Annotated in this window: 19 protein-coding genes and 1 tRNA gene; 7 read left to right on the top strand and 13 right to left on the bottom strand. The window is 70.0% G+C overall.

Annotated elements, in window-relative coordinates; translation table 11 throughout:
* Positions 1–21: 21 nt before the first annotated feature.
* Positions 22–1,212 carry an MFS transporter gene (locus tag I7X12_RS10215; RefSeq protein WP_198063707.1) on the top strand — a complete coding sequence of 397 codons (1,191 nt, stop codon included), beginning with the start codon at positions 22–24 and terminating at the stop codon, positions 1,210–1,212.
* A gap of 362 nt (positions 1,213–1,574) precedes the next feature.
* Here I7X12_RS10215 and I7X12_RS10210 read toward each other — a convergent pair.
* The 5 genes from I7X12_RS10210 to I7X12_RS10190 all read right to left on the bottom strand — a co-directional run bounded on the left by I7X12_RS10210 (position 1,575) and on the right by I7X12_RS10190 (position 3,328).
* A tRNA-Ser gene (locus I7X12_RS10210) sits at positions 1,575–1,655 on the bottom strand.
* A 65-nt stretch (positions 1,656–1,720) separates the two neighbouring features.
* Positions 1,721–2,002, bottom strand: a complete 282-nt coding sequence (locus tag I7X12_RS10205; RefSeq protein ID WP_232343138.1) for a hypothetical protein — start codon at positions 2,000–2,002, stop codon at positions 1,721–1,723.
* Positions 2,002–2,379, bottom strand: a complete 378-nt coding sequence (locus I7X12_RS10200; RefSeq protein ID WP_198063706.1) for a Rid family detoxifying hydrolase — start codon at positions 2,377–2,379, stop codon at positions 2,002–2,004. The genes I7X12_RS10205 and I7X12_RS10200 overlap by 1 nt, the downstream gene beginning before the upstream one ends.
* 89 nt (positions 2,380–2,468) lie before the next feature.
* Entirely contained in the window at positions 2,469–2,810 is a 342-nt protein-coding gene (locus I7X12_RS10195; protein ID WP_198063705.1) for a glutaredoxin family protein, read from the bottom strand.
* A gap of 101 nt (positions 2,811–2,911) precedes the next feature.
* Positions 2,912–3,328, bottom strand: coding sequence for a VOC family protein (locus I7X12_RS10190; protein WP_198063704.1), 417 nt, complete (start codon positions 3,326–3,328; stop codon positions 2,912–2,914).
* Positions 3,329–3,508: 180 nt separating this feature from the next.
* Between I7X12_RS10190 and I7X12_RS10185 the strand changes: the two genes are divergently transcribed.
* Entirely contained in the window at positions 3,509–3,733 is a 225-nt protein-coding gene (locus I7X12_RS10185) for a hypothetical protein (RefSeq protein WP_198063703.1), read from the top strand.
* 83 nt (positions 3,734–3,816) lie between these two features.
* Here the strand turns inward: I7X12_RS10185 and I7X12_RS10180 are convergent, their stop codons facing one another.
* From I7X12_RS10180 to I7X12_RS10155, 6 genes are all read right to left on the bottom strand, one after another.
* Entirely contained in the window at positions 3,817–4,413 is a 597-nt protein-coding gene (locus tag I7X12_RS10180) for an NUDIX domain-containing protein (RefSeq protein WP_198063702.1), read from the bottom strand.
* Positions 4,413–4,817, bottom strand: a complete 405-nt coding sequence (locus I7X12_RS10175) for a type II toxin-antitoxin system VapC family toxin (RefSeq protein ID WP_198063701.1) — start codon at positions 4,815–4,817, stop codon at positions 4,413–4,415. Before I7X12_RS10175 ends, I7X12_RS10180 begins: the two co-directional genes overlap by 1 nt.
* Positions 4,814–5,113, bottom strand: coding sequence for an antitoxin VapB family protein (locus I7X12_RS10170; protein ID WP_198063700.1), 300 nt, complete (start codon positions 5,111–5,113; stop codon positions 4,814–4,816). The genes I7X12_RS10175 and I7X12_RS10170 overlap by 4 nt, the downstream gene beginning before the upstream one ends.
* A 42-nt stretch (positions 5,114–5,155) precedes the next feature.
* A complete protein-coding gene (locus tag I7X12_RS10165; protein ID WP_198063699.1) occupies positions 5,156–6,253 on the bottom strand; it encodes a pyridoxal-phosphate dependent enzyme in 1,098 nt (365 codons plus the stop codon).
* 340 nt (positions 6,254–6,593) lie between these two features.
* Entirely contained in the window at positions 6,594–7,730 is a 1,137-nt protein-coding gene (gene citZ, locus I7X12_RS10160; protein WP_198063698.1) for a citrate synthase, read from the bottom strand.
* A gap of 364 nt (positions 7,731–8,094) precedes the next feature.
* Entirely contained in the window at positions 8,095–8,397 is a 303-nt protein-coding gene (locus I7X12_RS10155) for a DUF7536 family protein (protein WP_198063697.1), read from the bottom strand.
* A gap of 135 nt (positions 8,398–8,532) precedes the next feature.
* Between I7X12_RS10155 and I7X12_RS10150 the strand changes: the two genes are divergently transcribed.
* Both I7X12_RS10150 and I7X12_RS10145 read left to right on the top strand, forming a co-directional pair.
* On the top strand, positions 8,533–9,489 hold the full coding sequence (locus I7X12_RS10150; protein WP_198063696.1) for a succinylglutamate desuccinylase/aspartoacylase family protein: 957 nt from the start codon (positions 8,533–8,535) through the stop codon (positions 9,487–9,489).
* A 72-nt stretch (positions 9,490–9,561) separates the two neighbouring features.
* A complete protein-coding gene (locus tag I7X12_RS10145) occupies positions 9,562–10,479 on the top strand; it encodes a M48 family metallopeptidase (protein ID WP_198063695.1) in 918 nt (305 codons plus the stop codon).
* A 45-nt stretch (positions 10,480–10,524) separates the two neighbouring features.
* Here I7X12_RS10145 and I7X12_RS10140 read toward each other — a convergent pair whose 3' ends face one another.
* Together I7X12_RS10140 and I7X12_RS10135 are read right to left on the bottom strand one after the other, a co-directional pair.
* On the bottom strand, positions 10,525–11,013 hold the full coding sequence (locus I7X12_RS10140) for a dihydrofolate reductase (RefSeq protein WP_198063694.1): 489 nt from the start codon (positions 11,011–11,013) through the stop codon (positions 10,525–10,527).
* 24 nt (positions 11,014–11,037) lie between these two features.
* Positions 11,038–12,453, bottom strand: coding sequence for an MATE family efflux transporter (locus I7X12_RS10135; protein WP_198063693.1), 1,416 nt, complete (start codon positions 12,451–12,453; stop codon positions 11,038–11,040).
* Positions 12,454–12,632: 179 nt separating this feature from the next.
* Between I7X12_RS10135 and I7X12_RS10130 the strand changes: the two genes are divergently transcribed.
* The 3 genes from I7X12_RS10130 (at position 12,633) to I7X12_RS10120 (ending at position 15,320) form a co-directional block, all read left to right on the top strand.
* Positions 12,633–13,529, top strand: coding sequence for a hypothetical protein (locus I7X12_RS10130; RefSeq protein ID WP_198063692.1), 897 nt, complete (start codon positions 12,633–12,635; stop codon positions 13,527–13,529).
* A gap of 139 nt (positions 13,530–13,668) precedes the next feature.
* The gene (ilvA, locus tag I7X12_RS10125) at positions 13,669–14,880 is read left to right on the top strand and encodes a threonine ammonia-lyase (protein WP_198063691.1); all 1,212 of its coding nucleotides are present in this window, start codon (positions 13,669–13,671) and stop codon (positions 14,878–14,880) included.
* Positions 14,881–15,074: 194 nt separating this feature from the next.
* Positions 15,075–15,320, top strand: a complete 246-nt coding sequence (locus I7X12_RS10120) for a BolA family protein (protein WP_198063690.1) — start codon at positions 15,075–15,077, stop codon at positions 15,318–15,320.
* Positions 15,321–15,641: the final 321 nt, after the last annotated feature.

Genomic DNA, 15,641 nt, shown 5'->3' with positions numbered 1-15,641 from the left:
CTGGACCCTTGGAGACGGTAGATGACGGACTCGCGGGACCGCGCGTGGCTCGCGGCGATGGTGTTCGCCGTCCTGCTCGCGCAGGTGCTGCTGTATCCGGGCGTCGACCGGCTGGTCGGCGCCCTGGGCGCGACGACGGATCTGGACGCGAGCATGTGGTTCCTCGCGGCGGAGTTCGCGGCGTTCGTCGCCTTCGCCGGCCTCTGGGGCGCCGCCAGCGACCGCGCCGGTCGCCGGACGCCGTTCATCGCCGCCGGCGCGCTGGGCGGCAGCGTCGGATATCTCGCCCTGGCGCTCGTCCCCGGATTCACCGCGCTCTCCTTCGAGGGCGTGCTCGTCGTCCGCGCGGCACAGGGCGCTGCCACCATCGGCGCCTTCTCGCTCGCGATGACGATGCTGATGGATCTGGAGGGGGGCCACGGCCGGAACATGGCCGCCGCCGGTGCAGCTATCGGCGGCGGGACGGCGCTGGGCGCCCCCCTGGGCGGTCAGCTCTACGAAGTGGGACCGTTCGTGCCCCTATACCTCGCGAGCGCGCTGCTGGCGCTCGTCGCCGTCCTCGCGCTGGCGGTCGACGACCGCGCGTCCGCCGGCGACCGCGACTCGCTCGCCCGCGCCGTCGCGAACCTCCGCGGGACGCCCACGCTCGCCGTCCCCTACGCCTTCGGCTTCCTCGACCGGCTCACCGCCGGCTTCTTCGCGCTCGTCGGCACGCTCTATTTCCGGTCGGCGTTCGAACTCGGTCCCGGCGCGACGGGGCTGATGCTCGCCCTCTTTTTCGCACCGTTCGCGCTGCTGCAGTACCCGATGGGCATCCTCTCGGACAGGGTGGGCCGCACCGCCCCCATCGTCGCCGGGTCGGCGTGTTACGGCCTGGTCGTGATCGGCGTCGGCCGCGCGCCGACGGTCACGCTCGCCGGCGTCGGCATGCTCGCGGTCGGAGTCCTCGGCGCGCTGATGTCACCCGCGACGATGGCGCTCGTGAGCGATCTGGCCGACGAGCGCGAGCGCGGCGTCGCGATGGCCGGGTTCAACGTCTTCGGCAGCCTGGGCTTCCTGGCCGGCGTCGTCGTCGGTGGCGGCGTCGCGAGCGCCTACGGCTACCCCGAGGCGTTCCTCGTCGCCGGCGGCCTGGAGATCCTCGTCGCCGCCGCGACGCTGCCCGTGTTCCTGCGGCTTGACATCGGGCGGACCGCGACGTTCGCGGAGTAAGGGGGCAGTGCGGTCGCGGCGGCTGGGTGGTGCAGTGCGGCGGCTGGGCGGTGCAGTGCGGCGGCTGGGCGGTGGGAGAACGTACCGAGCGCGCTCCGCGCGCTCGGCCTTTTTGCCCCATCTTTTTCGAGGAGCCCTCCCGCAGCGCAGCCGTCAGGCTGCGCGACGAAGGGCGACGATGAAAAAGGTGGTACGCCAGGACTGGGATTTGAACCGGAGGAAGACGTTCCGGGCGTGCGGTCTCACTCCGTTCGACCGTTCCGGGGCTGCGACTTCCAGGGGTTCAAATCCCACTCGAAATCGGTTCGAACGCTTGCGATGGCGAGCACACGAGGTGCTCGCCGGATCGTTCGCGTCAGAAGCGCCAGGACTGGGATTTGAACCCAGAATCCCAAAGGGAACACGCTTTCCAGGCGTGCGCCTTACCGTTCGGCCATCCTGGCTCGTCTGGAATTACCGCGGTCGGGTGGTTAATGGCTTTCGTTCTCGGTCGGCGGTCGACCGCCGGTCAGCGGCCGCCGGTCGGCAGTCGATCCCGGGTCAGATGGGTCGTCCCGGCGGCAGCGACGCCGACGACCAGCGCCACGGCAACTTTCGGGCCGAACCCGACGCCCAGATCGCCGAGCAGTTCGTAGCCCTGGGCGAGCACGAGGAAGGCGAGGCCGCCGACCAGGCCCCACAGCAGGCTGGATTTCGTCGCGGGAGCGAGCAGCGACTCCCGCGGGGTGGCGTCCGGATCGGGGTCGTCGGCGGACGCGCTATCGCCGTGGGAACCGGTAGAGTCGGCCATCACTTCGTCGCGATGGCCTCGACTTCGACGCCGACGCCTTTCGGGAGGGCCTCGACGCCGACGGCGCTGCGGGCGGGCGGCTCGTCGTCGAAGAAGGTCTCGTAGGTGTCGTTCATCTCGTCGAAGTCGTCGATGTCGTCGAGGTAGACGGTGACTTTCAGCACGTCCTCGGGTTGGGCGTCGGCCTCGGCGAGGACGGCGACGAGGTTCTCCAGGGCCTGCTGGGTCTGGACGTCGATCGCGGCGTCGTCGAGCAGTTCGCCGTCGGGTGTCAGGGGGATCTGGCCCGCCGTAAAGACCAGATCGTCGGTCTCGGTCGCCTGGCTGTACGCGCCGACCGCCTCGGGTGCCGCGTTGGTGCTGACGATGCGCTTCATACCGGACGGGCGGCCGCGACGGGCTTAAACTCCGTGACGACGGGACGAGCGGACGGCGGCGGTCGCGCCGTCGGGGCGTTCTGACCCGTTCAGGCGGTCAGCTTCGGTTCGAGGTCGCCCCGTTCGTCGAGCTGTTTGAGGATGTCGCTGCCGCCGACGAACTCGCCGTCGACGAACGTCTGGGGGATGGTCTCGCGGCCGCTGTGGCGATCGAGCGCGGTGCGGAACTCGTCGAGCGATTCGAGGGTGTCGACGACCTCGACGTCCTCGCGGTACTGTTTGAGCAGCGTCAGCGCGCGGTCGGAGTAGCCACACTGAGGCATGATCTCCGTGCCCTTCATGAACAGCACCACGTCGTTGGCCTCGATGGCCTCGTCGACGCGTTCGTCGACCTCCTCCTGCGGAAGGCTCTCGTTGGGTTCGAACGTCATACCCGTGGTCTGGGTCCCCTCGTGGATACCTCTTGCGACGGCGGGAGTCGTCGTCGCCGTCCGGATCTTGAGCGTGGGCAGGACGGTCCCGGGGCCGACGGTTACGCGTCGAGGACTTCGATCAGGTTGCCCTCGGGGTCACGGAGGAAGAGGATGGTCGTGCCGGTGCTCGAGGTCTGGGGTTCGCTGACCGTCTCCACGTCGTCGGGGAGGGCCTCGTAGAACGCTTCCACGTCCTCGACGCCGAAGCCGAGGTGCTTGGCGCCGCGGTCGTTGACGCTCTCGGCGACGGCCTCGTCGCCTTCGGGCTCGTACTCGACGAGTTCGACGCGGGTACCGTCGCCGTCGAGATGGGCGAAGCGGCCGGTGGCGTTCGCGACGCCGACGCCCCGGGAGAAGTTCTCGCCCGCGGACTCGAACTCGGCGAGGACTTCCAGGTCGAAGGTCTCGGTGTAGAAGTCGACGGCCCGATCCAAGTCGGCGACGGTCGTCCCGGTGTGGTGGACGCTTCCGGACATGGACGAGTCCGCGCGGGCCAGCGTCGAAACGGTGTCGGTCCGGAGCGGTCGAACGGGCGGTCGTCCCCGCCGCACCGGATGTGGGGCGTGGTCGGTAAGGAGGTCCGAATCTGTGAGTATACGGTGTTGATAGCCGGTAACTGACCGGTAACAATGATCGGCGAGGGCGTAAGCTCGGCCATGCGAGAGGATCACTCGGACCCGCCCGAGGGGCGCGTCGTCGTCGGGCCGCCGCCGCCGCCGACGGCTGCGCCGGAGGACGTGCTCCCGGCGGTCGTCCGGACGCGCAGCGACGACAGCGAGCGGTACATCTGCTACTCCGCCGCCTCGGAGTACGACGGCGTCGCCGAGACGCGGCTGTCGGTCGACGTCGACGCCGTCGTCGAGCGGGAGCTGTGGCGGTAGCCCACGCGGATTATTCAAGACAGTCCGGGAACGACCACACGCAGTCGTGCGGTCGACCCGGTGAACGCTCGCAAGACTCCGTATCAGTCGTCGGATCCAGGGGAATTGCCGCGCAACCGCTCGACGGCGGCCGCGACCCGCCGGCGGTCGATCGGGCGGATCCAGGCGTCGGTCGCCGACAGCTCCGCGACGGGCCACCAGCGGGCGTCGCTACACTCCGAGCCGGGGTCGAGCGATCCCGTCGTCTCGGCCCGCTCGACCGCGAAGCAGACGGAGAGGTAGGAGCCGTCCGCCGGGTCCTCGATATCGAAGCCGGTGCGGACGAGTTCGAGCGCGTCGGGGTCGACCGCCAGCCCGGCCTCCTCTTCGAGTTCGCGGGCGGCGCCGACCCGCGCGGACTCGTCGACTTCGAGGATGCCACCCGGGACCGCCCAGGCGCCGCGGTGCGGTTCGTTGGCGCGCTCGATCAGGAGCGCCGCGTCGCCGTCGTGCGGCGTCGCCGCACTGCCCGGCCGAGTCGGTCCCCCGCTGTCGAGGACGACGACGCTCCCCCCGGGCACCGGGTTCTGGAAGACGATCTCCTCGCAGTCGGGACAGTACCGCCGGTCCCGGTCCTCGAAGGTCGTCGTCTCCAGCGCGACCCCGCAGTACGGACAGTAGTCGGCCTCGCGTTTGGTCATCAGTACGCCTCCACCGAGACCCCGAGCGCCTCGAAATCATCGACGTTCTCGGTGACGATCGTCGCATCGCGGTTCTCGGCGACGCCCGCGATCAACACGTCACCCGCCAGCGCGTTGATCCGGTCCTGCGCGACGGTCTCGTCCGCGTGGAGGGCCGCCTCGATCCTGGCGGCCGCGAACGCGTCCTCGGGTTTGAACGGCAAGATCGTGAGCCAGCCCAGATCGGCGAGAACCGACTCCAGCGACGGGTCATCCTCGACGGTGTGGACGCCGACCGCGATCTCCTCGACGTTGATCGCCGAGGTGACCAGGTCCTCCTCGTCGTCGTGGGCTTCGAGGAACGACTCGACGCGGTCGTCGCCGCGATAGTAGTGGGCCAGAAACGTCGTGTCGAGCAGCTTCACGCGTCGCCCTCGTCGTCGCTCCGTCGCGGGCCGTCGTCCCCGTCACCGGCCAGCGCGTCGAGTACCTCGGACTGCCTGGCCGCGAGACCCGCTCGGCGTCGCTTCCTGCTCGCCCGAGCCGCCCGCTCCAGCCGCTCGCCGTCCGTGCCGTCGTACTTTCCGAACCCCCGCCGCCAGTCCGTCCGGGCCGCCTCGGTCATTCGCTTGACCACGTCGCTGAAACTCTCTCCCTCACGTTTCTCCGCGCTGAGTCGCTCGTAGGCTTCGTCGTCGAGTCCGATCGTCTTCGTCCCCATAGGTTGTGTTTGTGTACACAGACACAAAACCGTGCCGTCGGATCACCCCTTCAGCCCCGTCCCGGTGAGCGCGACGGCCACGTCGTCCTCGGGCGCGACGACCCCCTGGTCGCGATACTCGGCGAGCGCCGCGGTCGCGGTCGCGCAGGTCGGTTCGACGTGAAACCCTGCCCGGGCGAGGCGGTCGTGCTCGCGCTCGGTCGCGTCGGGACCGACCGCGAGGGCGTCGCCGTCGGTGGCTTCGATAGCGTCGAGGATCTGTCCGAACCGGGCGGGCTCGCGGATCTGGATCCCGTCGGCGCCGTCGTTGGCGGGCCGGTCGGCGGTCGAGTCGTCGCCGAGCGCGTCGGCGACCGGCGCCGCGCCGGTCGCTTGCGCCCCGAGCAGTCGCGGTATCGAGTCTGTCCAGCCGGCGTCGCGAAGCGCCCGGAAGCCGCGATACGCGCCGAGAAAGAGGGTGCCGTGTCCCAGCGGTGTGACGACCGCGTCGGGGACCGTCCAGTCGCGCTGGGCGGCGAGTTCGAACGCGAACGTCGCGGTGCCGCGGAAGAAAGCGGGATTCCAGGCGTGGCTCGCGTACCAGCCGCCCGCGCCGCCCGCGCCGCCCTCGACCGCCTCGACGCAGGCGTCGGTCACGTCGCCCCGCGAGCCCTCGACGCGGACCACGTCGGCACCGGTCCGCTCGATGGCACGGAGTTTCCCGGGTTTGGCGTCCGCCGGGACGTAGATCTCGGCGTCGATGCCCGCGCGGGCGGCGTAGGTGGCGATCGCCAGGCCGGCGTTGCCCGAGGAGTCTTCGAGGACGCGGTCGACGCCGAGTTCGGCCGCCCGCGAGACAGTGAGGGCGGCGCCACGGTCCTTGAAACTCCCCGTCGGGAAGATCGATTCGAGTTTGAACCGGGTGTCCCACTCCGGCGCGTCGACCAGCGGCGTCCACCCTTCGCCCAGCGTGACCGCGCGTTCGGTATCGAGAAACGGTTCGAACGCCCACAGCCCGCGGTCGCGGTCGAGGTGGGCTGGTGGGTGGTCGGCTTCGGGGAGTGGTCGGGTGTCGTAGTCGAGCGGGTGGCCACAGTCGCAGCGCCACGGGGCGTCGGCGTCGTCGGCGTAGGTGCGGCCGCAGTCACCGCAAGTGAGCATGTGTGTGGTGTAGTGGCGGTCGTTGGTGTAGGTGTTGGTCGATCGACTGGGTGTGAGTACGGGCGAACGAGATAGTGACTCTCGAACGCCCCCGACCCGATCGTTCGCGGCCGTTTCGGCTGACTTCGATACGGAGCGACGAGAGCTCTCGACCCGCTCGCACGGCTTCGTCTCGCGGCCCTCGCTGTCGCTCACGGCTCCCTTCGGTCGCCTTCGAATCGAGGTCTCGCTGCGCTCGACCTCGCACCGCTCGGGCACGCTCGACGGCGCGCGCCATGGACGACTGTCGGCAGCAGAAGACCGGAGAAAGGCGGTCGGTTGTCCCGTGGCGTCGGTTCGGTTACCGCTCGTCGAGGTCTGGGTAGTCGAGATCCTCGGGCCCGGTGTACCGGGCGCGGGGACGGATGAGGCGGTTGTCCTCGACGTACTCGATGGCGTGGGCGATCCAGCCGGCGGCGCGGCTCATCGCGAAGATGGGTGTGTAGATGTCGACGGGGATGCCCATCTGGTAGTAGGTCGAGGCGGAATAGAAGTCGACGTTCGGGGCCAGGCCCTTCTCGTCGGCCATGAACTGCTCGATCTTCGTGGAGTACTCGTACCACTTGGGGGTACCGGCGGCCTCACCGAGCTCCTGGGAGCGCTCGCCGAGGATCTTCGCGCGGGGGTCTTTGACGTTGTAGACGCGGTGGCCGAACCCGGAGATGCGACGGCCGTCCTCGAGTGCCGTCTCGACCCAGCCGAGAGGGTCGCGGTCGCTCTCGTCGACCTCCTTGAGCATCTCCATGACGTCCTGGTTGGCGCCGCCGTGCAGCGGTCCCTTCAGCGTGCCGATGGCGGAGGTGACGGAGCTGTGGATGTCCGAGAGCGTGGAGGCGGTGGTGATCGCGGAGAACGTCGAGGCGTTGAACCCGTGGTCGGCGTGCAGCACCAGCGCCATGTCGAAGGTCTCGGCGAGGACCTCGTCGGGCTCCTCGTCGTTGAGCATGTAGAGGAAGTTCGCCGCATGCGAGAGGTCCTCACGGGGCTCGACGGGGTCGTCGCCGTCGCGCATCCGCGTGAACGCCGCGAGGATAGTGGGGATCTTGGCGGTGATGCGCCGCCCCTTGCGGAGGGTGGCCTCGCGGTCGGTAGCGGGCTCGTCGGCGTCGGGGTCGTAGGCCGAACACATCGAGACCGCCGTGCGCAGCGCGGCCATGGGGTTCTCGTCGGCGGCGGCCAGCTGGCCGACGGTTTCGAGTACGTCCTCGTCGACCGAGCGTTCGGCGACCATCGAGTCGGTGAAGGCGTCGAGGCGGTCGGCGTCGGGCAACTCGCCGTGCCAGAGCAGGTGGATGACTTCCTCGTAGCTCGCGTGTCTGGCCAGGTCCTCGATGGCGTAGCCGCGGTAGATGAGTCGCCCCTCGTCGCCGTCGATCTGGCTGAGATCGGACTCGGCGACGAGCACGCCCTCGAGGCCCTTCCGTAGCTCGTCGGTCATACCCCAGTCGTTCGCCTGGACCGGCCAAAAGGGTTACCGTTCATCGGCGGACGCGTACGGAATCACCGAACACCGTTCTGGACGAACGTCCACCCACCCGACCGCGACGACCCCCGAGATCGACGAGCACCACACCACAGACCCCGACGAACGGACGATCCAGTCGTCGATACGTATTTCGTTAATCGTCGAATTCACGTCGCCGGATCGCGGAGGTGTTCGATTCTCGCGAACGACGGCGTGGCAGCTCTGACGGGGCGTCCGGGTGGGTAGCGAGGGCGGGTCGACGGTGTGGTCGCGGGCTACTGTTCGAGGGGGTCGGAGGTGAGCGGATGGGTCCGCTGGGAGTCGATGGACGGCGCGTTCACAGCCGGCGGGAGAGACGAACGGCCCGGCCAAGGGTCAGGAGGAAGGCGACGAGGCCGGCGGTCGACATCGCGAGGACGAACGCGAGGCCGACATACAGCGCGGGCGAACGCCGCGACCCGGGGACGAGGACGAAGAGGACGAACGCCGCGAGCGCGAGGACGAGCCCGGCGGCGAGTCCCCACGTGGCGTTGCGACGGACGCGGAGCGCGGCGACGAAGGCCGCTCTGCCGCTGTCGGCGTCGTCGACGCCGTCGACTGGTCCGGCCGACTCGCCGCGGTCCGGTCGCTCACTGGCCATACCAGCGATAGGGCCACGACCGGCAAAGTCGCGTCGATCGGTGACCGAAGCCGTGCCGCGAGACCGGGGGTCACCGGTCTCGACGGCCGGGAGACACCGAACCGCTAAAGAACGGGCGGTCCCGCAGTGGTGATAATGACGACGCTCGGGACGGCCCAGGCGGCCCCAGGTGAGATGGACACGGGGCGGCTGTCGGTCGGCGAGACGCGCGACGGGACCGAAGTGGGGCTCCCGGTCGCGGTCATCGACGGTGCCGACGACGGCGACACGCTCTACATGCAGGCGGCCAGCGACGGCGACGAACTCAACGGCGTCGGCGTCCTCCAGCGGGTCGTCCCGCAGCTCGACCCCGCCGAGCTGTCGGGGACGATCCTGGTCGTCGGCATCGTGAACTACCACGCCTTCCAGGTGGCCGAGCACCGCAACCCCATCGACGACACCAAGACCAACCGCGCCTACCCCGGCGACGAACACGGCACCTCCACCGAACGCATCGCTGCCGCGACGTTCGGCGCCGCTCGCCGCGCCGACCTCATCCTCGATCTGCACCAGGGGTCGACCTCCCGGATGATCGACGAGTGTCGCGTCCGCTGTGGCAAACGCCACCGCCTCCACGACGCCTGCCTGGAACTCGCGAAGGTGTTCGACTGCGGCTACGTCCTCGACCAGAAGGGCCCCGACGGCCAGCTCGCCCGCGCCGCCCCCGACGAGGGCATCCCCACCATCGACCCCGAGCTGGGGGGATGCGTGGGCTGGGACGAGACCTCGATCCGGAAGGGCGTCGAGGGCGTCTTCAACGTCCTCTCCTACTACGGGTTCGCCGACGGAACCGTCGACACCTCCCCGCAGACCCGCGCCAGCGGCTTCGAGCAGTACGGCGCCCCCGCCGGCGGCCTCGTCTCGCTGAAACCCGATCTGGGTCAGCGCGTCGGCCGCGGCGAGACCCTCTTCGAGGTCACCGACCCCTTCGGCGGCGTCAAGGAGACCGTCACCGCCGACTCCTCGGGCGTGTTCTGGCGCACTCGCCGACTCCCGCAGGTCGCCACCGGCGAGTACGTCTGTTCGGTCGGGACCGACGTGGACAGTTACTGATCGACGCCGGTCGGCCACCCGTCGGTGGTCGCGATCGTAGCGATTAACAGTTTCAGTTCCGACAGTTCTGCCGTGCGTAGACGGACCGCTCTCGGACTCGCCGCGCGCGCCGTGGCCGCGCTGTGTATCCAGTCGACGCTGGCCGTCGCCGTCGGCGCGGTCGTGGTCTGCTGGCTGGCCGTCGGGGTCGCGGTCGCGTCGCTGGTGGTGCCGGGGATGGGGTTCCGGGCCGACGCGCCGTGGCTGATAGCGGTCGCGGGCGTCATGGTCCTCGCCGGGCTGGCGACGGAAGTCGAGAGACGGTTCGACCGACGGCGCGAGGCGCTCCTGCCGGAGCCGGCGCCGGACGACGACACGGCCGGGGCGCTCGCCGAGCAGGTCTCCCGGCTGGCACACCAGGCCGGGGTGGCGCCGCCAGCCGTTCGCACCGCCGACCGGATCGACCCGCGCTGTTACACCGTCGAAAGCGACGAGACGCCGGTGATCGTGGTTTCGGCCGGGCTCCTCGACGCGCTCGACGAGCGCGAGCGCCGCGCGGTGGTGGCCCACGAGGTCGCCCACCTCGCGAACCGCGACCATCGGGTGATGCGGTGGGTGCTGACGCCGGTCGTCGCCGCGGCACAGGTGTCCGAGGGCGAACCCGCGTCGCACGACCCGGTCGCGCGGGCCGTCGACCGGGCGGGCGACTCCTTGCTGCTGTGGGGGGCCGTCGGCGTCGGCGTCTTCTCCCGGGGCCGGGAGTTCGCCGCCGACGCGGCCGCGGCGCGGCTCACCGGCGACCCGGCGGCGCTCGCGGCGGCGTTACGGACGCTCGACGACGAACTGGCCGACCCGCCCGACCGCGACCGCCGCGAGCGCGCCGTCGCGACCGACGCGCTGTCGATCCCCCCGCTCGACCGGTCGCGCCGCGGACCGACGGCGACCCACCCCGACACCGCTGCGCGGATCGAGCGCCTCGAACGGCTCGTCGAGCGGGCCGAGACCGCCTGAGATCGGCTCGTGAACGCCCCGAACACCGAGCCGAGGCGAGAGCGCTCAGGCGGTCCCGTCGCCCTCGCGGCGCTCCCAGGTCTCGACGGTGAAGTGCTCGTAGTCCTCCGTCTCGACCAGGTCCCAGTCGTCCTCGTCCCACTCCGGATAGGAGGTGTCGCCGTCGTACTCGCCGGGGACTCGCGTCAGGACCATCCCGTCGAGGTGGGGCTGGAAGAGCGCGTAGATGCCGGCGCCGCCGAGGACGTAGGCACGGTCGGCGCCCAGCGACTCGGCGACCGCGCCAGCCTCGTCGACCGACGAGGCGTGATAGGCGTTTTCGTCGTCGTACTCTCGTTCGCTCCGACTGAGGACGACGTACGCCGACCCCGGCGGGTCGTCGAACATCTCGTAGGTGCGCCGGCCGAAGATAGTTGGGGAGCCGGCGACCCGCTCGCGGTACTGCTTCTTGTCCTCGGGGAGGTGCCAGGGCACCTCGTCGTCGTCGCCGATGACGCCGTTCTCGGCGACCGCGGCGACGGAGATCAGTTTCATAGCCCCGCTTCGGACGGGAGCGGCTTAATCGCCCGCCTCCGCGTCGGCTTCGGCGGGGGCGTCGCCGCTCGCGCTCCCGCGCTCGTCCATCATCGCCGCGGCTTTCTCGGCCCAGTCACCGCGGGCGAACCCCCAGGCGACGACGGCCAGCGCCCAGAACTGCTGGAGGGCGATAGCCGCGTAGATGCCGATCACGCCCCAGCCGAGGAGCACGCTCGTCAGGTAACCGAAGCCGAGCAGGAACCCGAACATCCCCGTCGTCCGCGCGAGGAAGGGTGTCCGGGTGTCGCTACCGCCCTGGAGCGAGCCCGAGATGGCGAGGTAGGCGCCGATCGCGGGGGCGGCGACGGCGTAGGCGCGACAGAAGCCGACGGCGTACTCGGCGGTCGAGGGGTCGCCCGTGAACAGCGAGACGAACCAGTCGGCGCCGAAAAAGAGTGCGACGGCGATAGCGCCCATCGTGAGGACGGCGAGAACGGTCGTCGCCCACCCCTGGAAGCGGGCGGCGGCCACGTCGCCGTCGCCCAGCGACTGCCCGACGACGACGCTGGCGGCGGTGTGGTAGGCCCGCCCGAGCGGGGAGGTAACCTGCTGGTACATCCGCCGGCCGATCTGGTAGGCGGCGTTGACGTCGGTCCCGAAGGTGAGTAGCAGGGCGTTGAAGGGGAACTCCGCCAGCGTCGTCGCCAGCCCCTCGCCGATCCGGGGGGCGCTCACCGCCAGCAGTTGCTTGGCGATGACCGGATCCCGCGGGCGGGCGAACGACGCCTCCGTCCGCGAACTCCAGATGGCGACCGAGAGCGCACCGGCGGTGACGGTGTTGCCGACCGCCGTCGCGATCCCGACGCCGACGATGGCGAGTCTGGGCGCACCGAACAGGCCGAGGCCGAGGACGAGCGAGCCGACGATGTTGAGCAGCGAGGAGGTCACGTCGACGTACATCGGTGTCCGCGTGTCGCCGGTGCCCTGCAGTGCGCGGGCCGCCACGAGGGCGACGTGTCGCGCCGGCGCGCTCGCGAAGACGATCGCGAGGTAGGTACCACCCATCTCGGCCACGTCCGCGGGCGCGCCGAGCAGGGAGATCGCGGCCTCGCCGAACAGGACGCCGAACGCGACGAAGGGGATCCCCGACAGCAGCCCCAGCAGGACGGCCTGGGTGACCGCCTGGTCGCGGTTCTCGACGGCCGCGCTGCCGGTGTCCTGGCTGGACAGCGCGATGGCGCCGCTGCCGAGGCCGAGGCCGATCCGCAGCGGAAAGCGGGCGTACAGATCCGCCAGCCCGACCGCGGCGACCGCCGCCGGCGAGAACAGCCCGGTGACGATCACGTCCGTCGTCCGCATGAGCGTGCGGAAGACGTGCTGGATCATCATCGGCCACGACAGCGAGAGCACTCGCCGCCAGACGTCGAGTCCGCGCTCGCGCGCGCTCGCGGCCGACATTGACCGCTCTGAGGACTCGCCCCCGTTGAAGCTGTCGATGAGAGGACTGGCACAGACGACCGTTCCGACGACCAGCCCGCCAACGCGACGTAGCTCTATCCCGGTCGGTCTCCCCATCGATACCCCTGCGTTGGCAAGCACGAACCGAATGTGACAGCTGTTCGAACAGTACGATGGATATGTGCGCACAGCAATTCGAGGAGACGACAGCGGCGACGGCGGAGGCGAAAGCGGAGGTGGACGGGTACGGCGTCCGAGCGACGGGCGAACCGGGGTACGACGAGGTCGAACTCGGCGGTGTACCGATCGTCGACGACGCGGCTGTCGGACGGCTCGTGGTCCCGACGCCGCCGCTGGGTCAGCAGTTCGGCCGAGCGGCGTCCGCGACGGCCGCCGAAGCGCCCGCGACGATAGCCCAGCAGTCCCAGCCGGTCTCGGCCGTCGAGCGGCCGACCCAGCAGGCCGCTCCGTCGACGCGAGCGCGACGGATCAACTTCGGCCACTCCCGCGTGGAGGCGTTAGACCCCGAGACCTTCCCGTTCGACTCCGACCCCCGGTACGACTACTACCTGCTGGCGATCCCGTTCACGATCGGTCAGCCGCCGTGGTACGCGGGGTACGAGTCCGTCGCGGTGCACTTCGATCTGGAGACGCCGGACGCCATCGCGCTCGGGTTGGCCCCCGACCACGGCTGGGCGGCCGACCGGATCGAACAGTGGACCGTCGACGAGAAGTACTGGCTGAACGCCGGGCTCGAACTCGTGCCCGGCAAGGTCTCGGTCGGCGGCGGCGTCGAGAAGGCGGTCAGCTTCACGAGGACCGTCACGTCGGTCAGAGCGATGAACCACTACCGCAACGACCCGTACTGGGTGTACCACCGCCCGCGAGGAGTCGAATACGGCTCCCGGTGGGCCGTGATGACGATCTCGATGCCCGCCGACCGGTCCGTCCTCGAAGGGACGGCCCACGCGAAGGCGAAATATCAGCCGTTCGGGACTTATCGGTCCGACCGCGTGTCCTACGCGATCACGCTCCCCGAAACGGGCGTCCGCATCGAACGGTTCCTCTCTCGGTGACGCCGGGCGTCGTCGCCGTCGACCCCCGAAAACCCTCGTTCACTGCGCGTGGCTCGCCGTCGAATGTCGCCGCCCGGTAGTCGCCGGCGTCACACGCTCGTTCCCGTACATCTAACTCCCGTCGAGCGGTAACGGTGGTATGATCGAACTCGCGGACGTGCTGGACGCGCGCGAGCGGGTCGCGGCGACCGCCCGGCACACACCGCTGGATTACTCCCACACCTTCTCGTCGATGACCGGCGCCGACGTCCACCTGAAACTGGAGACGTTCCAGCGGACGGGGTCGTTCAAGATCCGCGGCGCCACCAACAAGATCGCCACCCTCTCGGACGAACAGCAGGCCGCCGGCGTCGTCACCGCCTCCGCGGGCAACCACGCCCAGGGCGTCGCGCTCGCCGCCACCCGCATCGGCGTCGACTCGAAGATCGTCATGCCCGAGCACGCCCCCGTCTCGAAGGTCAAGGCCACCCGCAACTACGGCGCCGAGGTCGTCCTCGACGGCGCCGACTACGACGAGGCCGCCGAGCGAGCCCACGAGATCGAACGCGCGGAGGACCGGGTCTACGTCCACGCCTTCGACGACCCGATGGTGATGGCCGGCCAGGGCACCATCGGCCTCGAAGTCCTCGAAGAACTGCCCGAGGTCGAGACCCTCCTCGTCCCGATCGGCGGCGGCGGCCTCATCTCCGGCATCGCCACGGCCGTCAAGGCCAAGAATCCGGACACCCGCATCGTCGGCGTCCAGGCCGAAGGCGCCTCCAGCGTCGCCGACTCCCTGCGGAAGGGCGAGATCGTCGAACGGGAGCACGTCGACACCATCGCCGACGGCATCGCCACCCGGAAAGTGGGCGAGGGGACCTTCGAGGTCATCCGCGAGCGCGTCGACGAGGTCGTCACCGTCTCCGACGCCGAGACCGCGGTCGCGCTGACGACGCTGCTCGAACGCGGCAAGACCCTCGTCGAGGGCGCCGGCGCGGTGCCGCTGGCGGCGCTGCTCGAAGGCAAGTTCGACTACGAGGACGACGAGGTGATCGTCCCGTGTCTCTGCGGCGGCAACATCGACCTGAACGTCCTCACCACCGTGATCATGCGCGGGCTCGTCGAGACCGGTCGCTACCTGCGGGTCCGCACGATCCTCAAGGACCGGCCCGGCGAGCTCGAACGGCTCGTCGAGATCATCAGCGACGCCCGCGCGAACATCCACGCCATCGAGCACGACCGCACCGGCAAGGACGTGGCCATGAACGCCGCCGAGGTGGAGCTAGATCTAGAGACCAAGGGACCGGACCACGCCGATGCGCTGCTGGAAGCGCTGCGCGAGGAGGGGTACGAGGTCGACGTACTGGTGTGAGGAGCCGGGAGCGCGGCGCCGTCGCTCACGGGTCGGTCGTGGCGGCTCGGAGTCCCGTGTCGTCACAAGGGGCTCGGAGGGGTAACCATTCGTCATCGCCGCCACGCGAGGGGAGGCGGTGGGGCCGTATCAAACTCCCGTCTCCCGAAGGGACAGTGACAAGCGTTTTTCGGCTCGGTCGCCTCCGTCCGGGCATGCAACTCGGCGACATCGAGTCCCTCATCGAGGAGTCGATCCCCGACGCGGCGGCGACCGTCACTCGCGCCCGCGGTGCCGACGACGACGACCACCTCGCCGCCACCGTCGTCTCGCCCGCCTTCGCCGACGAGTCGCTCGTCGACCGCCACCAGATGGTCTACGACGCCCTGGGCGACCGCATGACCACAGACATCCACGCGCTGGAAGTGGAGACCTACACCCCCGAGGAACGGGAGGAGTAGTCGCCACAGTCCCCGACCGAACCGCGACCGCCCCAACAAATACCGACCGAACCGCGACCGCGAGCGCCGTGGGTATCGCAGTGCAAAACAGCGTGAAAGCCCCGACCGTCTCGGCTCGGGCGGCTCGCTGCGCGCCTCGCCTCGTTTCACTCGGCTGCGGTGCTTGCCTCCCCGGCTGTCGCCGAGACGGTCGCCCCTTTCGTTCCCGCCCGTTTCTACTGACCGACCAGTCTGTGCGGGTGGGAATGAAAGGGGCAGCCGGTTCGACGTAGACGGGCGATGCAAGCACCGAAGCGAACGCAGCGAGCGAGGCGCGCAGCG

It is taken from the genome of Halosimplex litoreum (genome assembly GCF_016065055.1).
In the GTDB taxonomy this organism is placed as follows: Archaea; Halobacteriota; Halobacteria; order Halobacteriales; family Haloarculaceae; genus Halosimplex; species Halosimplex litoreum.
This window is presented reverse-complemented; position numbering and strand designations above follow the sequence as displayed.

What these genes read in the sequence shown, in the direction of transcription:
- I7X12_RS10155 (WP_198063697.1), bottom strand. Translation starts at nt 8,397, where the DNA reads ATGGCCAGTGAGCGACCGGACCGCGGCGAGTCGGCCGGACCAGTCGAC.
- I7X12_RS10165 (WP_198063699.1), bottom strand. Translation starts at nt 6,253, where the DNA reads ATGCTCACTTGCGGTGACTGCGGCCGCACCTACGCCGACGACGCCGAC.
- I7X12_RS10150 (WP_198063696.1), top strand. Translation starts at nt 8,533, where the DNA reads ATGACGACGCTCGGGACGGCCCAGGCGGCCCCAGGTGAGATGGACACG.
- I7X12_RS10180 (WP_198063702.1), bottom strand. Translation starts at nt 4,413, where the DNA reads ATGACCAAACGCGAGGCCGACTACTGTCCGTACTGCGGGGTCGCGCTG.
- I7X12_RS10215 (WP_198063707.1), top strand. Translation starts at nt 22, where the DNA reads ATGACGGACTCGCGGGACCGCGCGTGGCTCGCGGCGATGGTGTTCGCC.
- I7X12_RS10190 (WP_198063704.1), bottom strand. Translation starts at nt 3,328, where the DNA reads ATGTCCGGAAGCGTCCACCACACCGGGACGACCGTCGCCGACTTGGAT.
- I7X12_RS10185 (WP_198063703.1), top strand. Translation starts at nt 3,509, where the DNA reads ATGCGAGAGGATCACTCGGACCCGCCCGAGGGGCGCGTCGTCGTCGGG.
- I7X12_RS10140 (WP_198063694.1), bottom strand. Translation starts at nt 11,013, where the DNA reads ATGAAACTGATCTCCGTCGCCGCGGTCGCCGAGAACGGCGTCATCGGC.
- citZ (WP_198063698.1), bottom strand. Translation starts at nt 7,730, where the DNA reads ATGACCGACGAGCTACGGAAGGGCCTCGAGGGCGTGCTCGTCGCCGAG.
- I7X12_RS10135 (WP_198063693.1), bottom strand. Translation starts at nt 12,453, where the DNA reads ATGTCGGCCGCGAGCGCGCGCGAGCGCGGACTCGACGTCTGGCGGCGA.
- I7X12_RS10205 (WP_232343138.1), bottom strand. Translation starts at nt 2,002, where the DNA reads ATGGCCGACTCTACCGGTTCCCACGGCGATAGCGCGTCCGCCGACGAC.
- I7X12_RS10200 (WP_198063706.1), bottom strand. Translation starts at nt 2,379, where the DNA reads ATGAAGCGCATCGTCAGCACCAACGCGGCACCCGAGGCGGTCGGCGCG.
- I7X12_RS10195 (WP_198063705.1), bottom strand. Translation starts at nt 2,810, where the DNA reads ATGACGTTCGAACCCAACGAGAGCCTTCCGCAGGAGGAGGTCGACGAA.
- ilvA (WP_198063691.1), top strand. Translation starts at nt 13,669, where the DNA reads ATGATCGAACTCGCGGACGTGCTGGACGCGCGCGAGCGGGTCGCGGCG.
- I7X12_RS10130 (WP_198063692.1), top strand. Translation starts at nt 12,633, where the DNA reads ATGTGCGCACAGCAATTCGAGGAGACGACAGCGGCGACGGCGGAGGCG.
- I7X12_RS10120 (WP_198063690.1), top strand. Translation starts at nt 15,075, where the DNA reads ATGCAACTCGGCGACATCGAGTCCCTCATCGAGGAGTCGATCCCCGAC.
- I7X12_RS10170 (WP_198063700.1), bottom strand. Translation starts at nt 5,113, where the DNA reads ATGGGGACGAAGACGATCGGACTCGACGACGAAGCCTACGAGCGACTC.